12 protein-coding genes are annotated in these 6167 nt (G+C 42.7%); 4 read left to right on the top strand and 8 right to left on the bottom strand.

All coding sequences use genetic code 11. The annotated features are described in order from the left end of the window. Positions 1-326: transposase (locus BLU30_RS14545; RefSeq protein ID WP_242873566.1), on the top strand; the 326-nt coding region annotated here is incomplete at its 5' end. A 132-nt stretch (positions 327-458) separates the two neighbouring features. Here the strand turns inward: BLU30_RS14545 and BLU30_RS10355 are convergent. From BLU30_RS10355 to BLU30_RS10330, 6 genes are all read right to left on the bottom strand, one after another. Further along, positions 459-1028, bottom strand: coding sequence for a xanthine phosphoribosyltransferase (locus BLU30_RS10355; protein ID WP_090246136.1), 570 nt, complete (start codon positions 1026-1028; stop codon positions 459-461). Positions 1029-1199: 171 nt separating this feature from the next. Then, complete coding sequence (locus tag BLU30_RS10350; RefSeq protein WP_090246134.1) at positions 1200-2708, bottom strand: recombinase family protein; 1509 nt, start codon at positions 2706-2708, stop codon at positions 1200-1202. A gap of 137 nt (positions 2709-2845) precedes the next feature. Beyond that, positions 2846-3517, bottom strand: coding sequence for an Ltp family lipoprotein (locus BLU30_RS10345; RefSeq protein ID WP_242873565.1), 672 nt, complete (start codon positions 3515-3517; stop codon positions 2846-2848). A 20-nt stretch (positions 3518-3537) separates the two neighbouring features. After that, positions 3538-3873 carry a hypothetical protein gene (locus tag BLU30_RS10340; RefSeq protein ID WP_090246132.1) on the bottom strand — a complete coding sequence of 112 codons (336 nt, stop codon included), beginning with the start codon at positions 3871-3873 and terminating at the stop codon, positions 3538-3540. Positions 3874-3910: 37 nt separating this feature from the next. Next, on the bottom strand, positions 3911-4348 hold the full coding sequence (locus BLU30_RS10335) for an ImmA/IrrE family metallo-endopeptidase (protein ID WP_090246131.1): 438 nt from the start codon (positions 4346-4348) through the stop codon (positions 3911-3913). Positions 4349-4359: 11 nt separating this feature from the next. After that, a complete protein-coding gene (locus tag BLU30_RS10330) occupies positions 4360-4827 on the bottom strand; it encodes a helix-turn-helix domain-containing protein (protein WP_176770906.1) in 468 nt (155 codons plus the stop codon). A gap of 193 nt (positions 4828-5020) precedes the next feature. On the opposite strand from BLU30_RS10330, the gene BLU30_RS10325 reads away from it, so the two are divergent. Further along, positions 5021-5227, top strand: coding sequence for a helix-turn-helix domain-containing protein (locus BLU30_RS10325; RefSeq protein ID WP_090246125.1), 207 nt, complete (start codon positions 5021-5023; stop codon positions 5225-5227). A gap of 56 nt (positions 5228-5283) precedes the next feature. Beyond that, the gene (locus tag BLU30_RS14265; protein ID WP_176770905.1) at positions 5284-5448 is read left to right on the top strand and encodes a hypothetical protein; all 165 of its coding nucleotides are present in this window, start codon (positions 5284-5286) and stop codon (positions 5446-5448) included. A gap of 12 nt (positions 5449-5460) precedes the next feature. Here the strand turns inward: BLU30_RS14265 and BLU30_RS10320 are convergent, their stop codons facing one another. Then, positions 5461-5631 carry a KTSC domain-containing protein gene (locus tag BLU30_RS10320; protein ID WP_278286251.1) on the bottom strand — a complete coding sequence of 57 codons (171 nt, stop codon included), beginning with the start codon at positions 5629-5631 and terminating at the stop codon, positions 5461-5463. 156 nt (positions 5632-5787) lie between these two features. On the opposite strand from BLU30_RS10320, the gene BLU30_RS14260 reads away from it, so the two are divergent. After that, positions 5788-5940, top strand: coding sequence for a hypothetical protein (locus tag BLU30_RS14260; RefSeq protein ID WP_176770904.1), 153 nt, complete (start codon positions 5788-5790; stop codon positions 5938-5940). On the opposite strand, the gene BLU30_RS14645 is transcribed toward BLU30_RS14260, so the two are convergent. After that, on the bottom strand, positions 5937-6071 hold the full coding sequence (locus BLU30_RS14645; protein ID WP_278286250.1) for a hypothetical protein: 135 nt from the start codon (positions 6069-6071) through the stop codon (positions 5937-5939). The two genes, BLU30_RS14260 and BLU30_RS14645, sit on opposite strands and share 4 nt — an antisense overlap. Positions 6072-6167: the final 96 nt, after the last annotated feature.

The raw sequence follows: 6167 nt of genomic DNA, 5'->3' as shown, positions 1-6167 counted from the left end.
TCCAATCCTCAAAAGCACTGCAAAAGGCGTATTACTTTAAACTGAAATTCGGATATATCTTCCACGCCAAATCCCGTCAAGAGGCCGAAAGCCTCCTCAGCCGTTGGATTGCCGAGGTCCAGCTCGATGGAATGAAAGAATTCAGCAGCTGCTGCCAGACCTTCACCCGATGGTCGAGGGAAATCCTGAATTACTTCGACCACCCTTATACCAATGGCTATACGGAGGGGGTGAACAATAAAATCAAAGTGTTAAAGCGTAATGCCTATGGTGTTTCTAATTTCAAGCGTTTTAGAAACCGTATTCTCTATATGATGAAGGCATAGAAAAAGGACAGCTGATTTTTTTGCTGTCCCTGGTATTTCTTTTTCTTTTGGCTTTACCCCAACATTTGACATAGAACCAATAAAAAATACCATCGTCCATCCCCTTTCGAGGGGGACGATGGTATTTTTGACTTACCGAAAAATGATTTCTCCAGAGGACATATCCTCCACAATGGCCAGGGATTCCAGCTGGATACCCTGCTCACGAATCTTCTTTCCGCCTTCCTGAAATCCCTTTTCAACCACGATGCCAATGCCCTCCAGGGTGGCACCGGCCTGGGCGATGATCTCAATGAGCCCTTCCAGGGCATGGCCAGTGGCCAGAAAATCATCGATAACGAGGATGTGGTCCTCAGGAGATAAGAATTCCCCAGAAACCATAATATCGTAGTTTTTATTCTGGGTATAAGACATGACCGTGCTTTTATAGACCTGGTCACTGATGTTGGTGCTGCGGTTTTTCTTGGCAAACACCACTGGGGTTCCGAAGTGCTGGGCGACGATACAGGCGATACCGATGCCGGAGGCTTCAATGGTCAGGATTTTATTAATGGGTTTATCCGAAAACCGTTCTTTAAATGCTTCACCGACGTGGTCGAGAAGGGTGACGTCGATCTGGTGGTTTAGAAATTTGTCAACCTTTAGAATATTGCCGGGTTTGACAACGCCATCCTTTAAAATACGGTCTTTAAGTTCTTGCATGAAAATCTCCTTTGGTTCGTGGTATATGTTTATAACATTATATATCATTTTGGGAGATTTTTTTAGTGCTATTTTGAGATTATTACAGATTTTATGTCTTTTAATGCTTTTTGAGCAGGGGCCAACCTCCAAAAATAAAAAAACCGCTGAATCCAGCGGTTTTATGTCGATTTATGGTGGAGACAGGCGCACCGGGTACAGTCTAAAAAAATTGACATCACATTCCAATCGGTCCGGGAATACCCGAATATCATCGACGATTTCGTCGATAACGGTGCGCTGGACGGTTCGGTCGGACCGCAGAAGGTCTTTGTGCTGGATGATGGATTTCTCCACGGAGAGGACGCTCTTGGGGACATCAGACTTATCGGAAGAGGAAATCTTCCTAATTTCTTTTTCCAATTCATCTCGGCGATGTTCAAGATCCTCCAGTTTGGATTTGATTGCCGGGGAAAAGACACCTTCCGATATCACGGCAATCAGGTTAGCGATTTGCGTGTCGATGCTTGACATGGCGCTTTTCAGTTCGTCTAAGCGCTGGCTCTGGTTGTCAAAGATTGAGCCCATTGTTTCCAGGACGGCTTCGGCGGCGGAGTGGATCGCCGTAGGCGCCATGGCTTTGTCGAGGAGGAGGCGAAGCACCAGATCCTCTGCGGTGTCGGCGTTGATGCTTTTGGCTTTACAGGATTTATTATATTTTTTGGAGTTGCAGATATAATAGTGGTATAGCTTTTTACTTCGTCCACCACGGATGCTGCTTCCAGACATCCCTCCACCGCAGGCACCACAGTGGATGACGCCGCTTAAGATGTACATCCGTTTGGCATTATATCGACCACCTGTTCGCAGGTTCTTAGACATTCGGGTTTTGACAGTGCGGAATGTTTCTTCCGATACGATGGCTGGGCATCCGCCTGGAATCCGAATGATTTCATCCGGGCTTTTGCTGGCATGGTTGTTGCGTTTGCCGTTGGCCTTCGGCGCCGAACGATTGAACACGTAGACACCGGAATATTTTTCGTTGGTGAGAATTTCTCGAACCGTCCCGGCTGAGAAGTTTCGTCCGTTCCTTGTCCTGGCCCGCATTTCATCCAGACGGGTGCAAATAGCCTTGTAGCCATCACCGCGAGTGTACATTTCATAAATGACCCGAACAACTTCGGCTTCCTCTGGATTGATGATGAGCTGCTTATCGCCATTAAGTGAGAACCCATAGGGTGTGCGTCCGCCAGTGTGTTTGCATTTATAGGCATTTTCGAGTTGGCCTTTCATGACTTCCCGGGCTAAATTCCGGCTGTAATATTCAGCCATGCCCTCCAAGACGCTTTCCAAGATGATGGATTCGGGAGAGTCGTCCAGGTTCTCCAGGACGCTCATGAGCCGGACACCATTATTTTTAAGTTGCCTTTTGTAAAAAGCGCTGTCGTATCGGTCCCGGGAGAAACGATCCAGCTTGTGGACCAGGACGAATTTGAAATCACCACTGGCAGAATCGGCAATCATCTGCTGGAATTCGGGCCGCCTGTCCGTTGTGGCGGACCGCGCTTCGTCAGCGTAAATGTGGGTGATGATCATTCCACTGCGTTTGCAGAAGTCTCTACAGGCGCGGACCTGGGCGTCGATGCTTTCGTCCCGCTGATTGTCAGAGCTAAATCGGGCATAAACAACGCAATTATTCATAGTGTACCTCCATTAATTTGTTGTAAAAACCCGGGCTGGATGGTACAATTATGCTTGGATAAGGCGTATTGTAGCCATCCGGCTCGGTATGTCAAGCCGTCTTAGTGTTGGTAGCACTAGGGCGGCGTTTTTTTTATTTATAAGCCGACAGAATTCACTCCATATTCTGCTTGTTCTTCAGTATAGCCTTCATACAATAATTGATCGATTAGCCCATCTCTGGAAAAAGAAGTGTAATCAAGATATTGTTTGGCTGCCTTTGCTGCCTGCTCATTCCAGTCAGCGCCGCAATTGTCCGCGGCATATGTAGCATCTTCCGTGGAATATTTTTCATACTCTAATTGGCTAATTAACCCAGAATATGAAAATGCGGAATACCCCAAATAACTTTTTGCTGATCGCAATGCATTTTTCTGTGAGGTGGTAATCTCAGGCGTTGGTTCTGGAGTGGGAGTGGGTGTCGGTGCTACTGTTGCACTCGGTTGTGATACCGTGGTTTGCGTAGTTGACGAAGTAGTGGTTGTTGTCTTTGTCGAAGTTGGATTCGTTATCATTCCGACAAGAATAAATCCACAAATAACGCTGATAATAACGCGTGCTACCATGTTGAATTTTTTGTTAACCCACATTAATACTAAACCAACAGGCCAGAAGAAAATTAACATTACAACAGTAAACCATGTTTTTTTGTACCATTTTTCTTTTGGCGGAGTATCATCGGGTTGCTTTGTGTTGGGTTGATTGCTTTGACGTCCAAACGGATCTTCTCCAAATTGTTCATTATTATTGTTGTTGTTATCATCAATCATTTTTTATACCTTTCACTTAACTAATTTCTTGAATGCACAACGCGGATTAAGACATCATATAGCTCTCTTAACTCTTCATTTTTTGCAACAATACAATTAGGGTATTGTTTGATATCTCCGATACTGGAAATTTTAAAATCGTTAGGGGTTGGTAAACCCGAGGCGCAAATCATTAAATAATCTGCATAATATATTACCCCTGAAATAGCAGATAACTTAATTGTCATTTGTCCCATTGCGCGACCAGCAAATAACCCTTTTGCTGCACTTTTTGCATCTGTTCTGTTGATTTCCAGGATATTATCCCCAATTAATACAGATGTTCCCGACTTGAATCGGAACTCTTTAGCGTCCATTACATTTCCTTTCTTTTTTACGTCTGTAGACCTTATATTAAATCCGGCAATCCGCCAGCTTTAATTCTAAAATACTTTTTGGTACTTCTAAACCTGCGGCTATTTGGCTGACGCAGAATCCGGAATCCCTATAATCCAGCAATACTTCGTCTGGTATAAGCAAGTGGGCTGCAAATCGATTTGCTTGAATTTCTAATTTATTTGTAGTGTAATACGTAAAACCTTTTAAAAACACGCTATTATCTTCGCGGTGGAGTACATAATGCCCTAATTCATGGGCGCATACAACCCGAGATTTCTCTTCAGACAATTTAGAGTCAATGCATATGACGCCACTGCGATTATGGTAAAAGTAAAACCCATTAGTGGAACCGGATAAGTCTTCGGTGATCGTGACAACACCCATGGCATCTGCTATTTCAAACGGGTCCCGGGTCTTGTACTTGGCGACGATTTTCCTTACTGTATCAATCATGTCGGCACCTGCTATTTTCGATATTTTTTTGGTGTGTATTTTTCTTTGTTTTTTAGTTTGACCATTTCAACACCAACACGCATTGCATTGATAATTGACTCAACATCTTCGTCAGATGCTGGCTCTCCATCGAACATTAGCCCTTCAGCGGTGGATAACTCATTCGCCATGTTATTAATAAACTTTTCAATGTCTTTATGGTCTTTGTTTGTTAATTGCGGTGGAGACGTCCATTTTCCTGAATTACTTGTTTCAGCAGAATATTTTTCATCCGACTTTCCAACAAGCCATGAAGGGTTTAAATTTAGCTTGTTTGCAATTGCCTCAATTATAGGAAGTTTAATTTTCTTGATTGATCCTGTTTCATATCTCTGAATAGTGGATGTTGCTACACCAATCATGTCGGCCAATTCTTGCATGGTAAATCCCATGGCGCAACGTTCAAGTTTTATCCTTTCCCCTATTTCTAAATTAGTCATAATTGAACCTCCTAGATTCATTGTCAATTTAACTGTATTATACGCTCAAAATTTGCGTATTGCAAGAATAAAATTGCGGTGTGCATAAATGTGAAAAAAATATGAAAATATAATTTGCGCTACGCTATTGACAATTGCGTTGCGTAGCGCTATAATTTCGTTATGAATTGCGTAGTGCAAGATTGGAGGTAATATGCTAAACACTAAAAAAATTAAGGGGCGGATGGTCGAACTAGGCATGACCCAAAAAGATTTAGCGACGGAAATGAGTTTGGCCATTCCGACTGTGAACCAAAAAATTAATGGAATTCGTCCAATGTCTTTAGACGAAGCAGAAGTAGTGGCAACTGTGTTGAAAATTGATTCAAGAAAATTTGGCGAATATTTTTTTTCACATTAAATTGCGCTACGCAATTCAAGTAAGTTTTCTTAAGAATCAGAAAGGAGGTGAGGAGGATGGAGAACGAACAGATGAAAGAATTGAAGCACTTAGCAATACCCATTAGAAATTGGATAAAAGAGAATGGGAATCCATATACAACCATTATTATCAGAGATACACAATTGCGTGTGACACAAGATGTGTTTGGCTTAGAGGCTGAAAGAGACGGCCATTGCTGACCGTCTATAATCTTAGATTCTGTGGTAAGGGTGTATTTTGTCAAAGCGATGAAGTTCAGACCCTAGAGATGGGGAATTTATAAAATTTTGATATTCAGATTGTGAGACATTTTCATAAGCATACACTGTGCCGTCTTTAAACTGAATGTACATTGTGTTATTTTCCCATCCAACAGCGTTCATCCTACTTGATGATACGGGGTTCATTTGCACTATCACGTCCTCCTTTCCCAGATTTCAGCATGCTAGTGCTGATGCGGATATTATATCACGATGGAAGTGGAGATAAAAGGGAAGTGTTCGGCCGGATTGATTTGAAGATTGAAAGGAGGTTGTGGCATGAAAAAAAGTAGGACTGAAAAATCTCTCTATGAAGCGATGGTCATTGACTTGTCGGCATTCGTTAGCCGGACTGCCAATAAAGATAATCCGACCAACGCAGAAGTAAATGCGATGGTCGAAATATCTAAGCTGCTGTTTCGAACAGTTTAATGACTTGCGGCCTTATGGTCGGCTAATGTTTTACCCGCTTTAGATTTTGCAGGTTTAGAGTTGCTGGTGGCAAGTGTTTTTCCTGCTTTACTAACCTTGGCGGATGGTTTACAGGATTTTCCTTTAGCCATATAAGTAGCCTCCTTTCTATATGTTGTTTAAATTATACAACAATCGGAAATGTTTTACGATATATTGTGGAATGTAATACATATGGGGGGCTTTAT

Source organism: Eubacterium barkeri (assembly GCF_900107125.1).
In the GTDB taxonomy this organism is placed as follows: Bacteria; Bacillota; Clostridia; order Eubacteriales; family Eubacteriaceae; genus Eubacterium_O; species Eubacterium_O barkeri.
The sequence above is the reverse complement of the archived record's forward strand: the minus strand, read 5'-3'. Positions and strand labels throughout refer to the sequence as shown.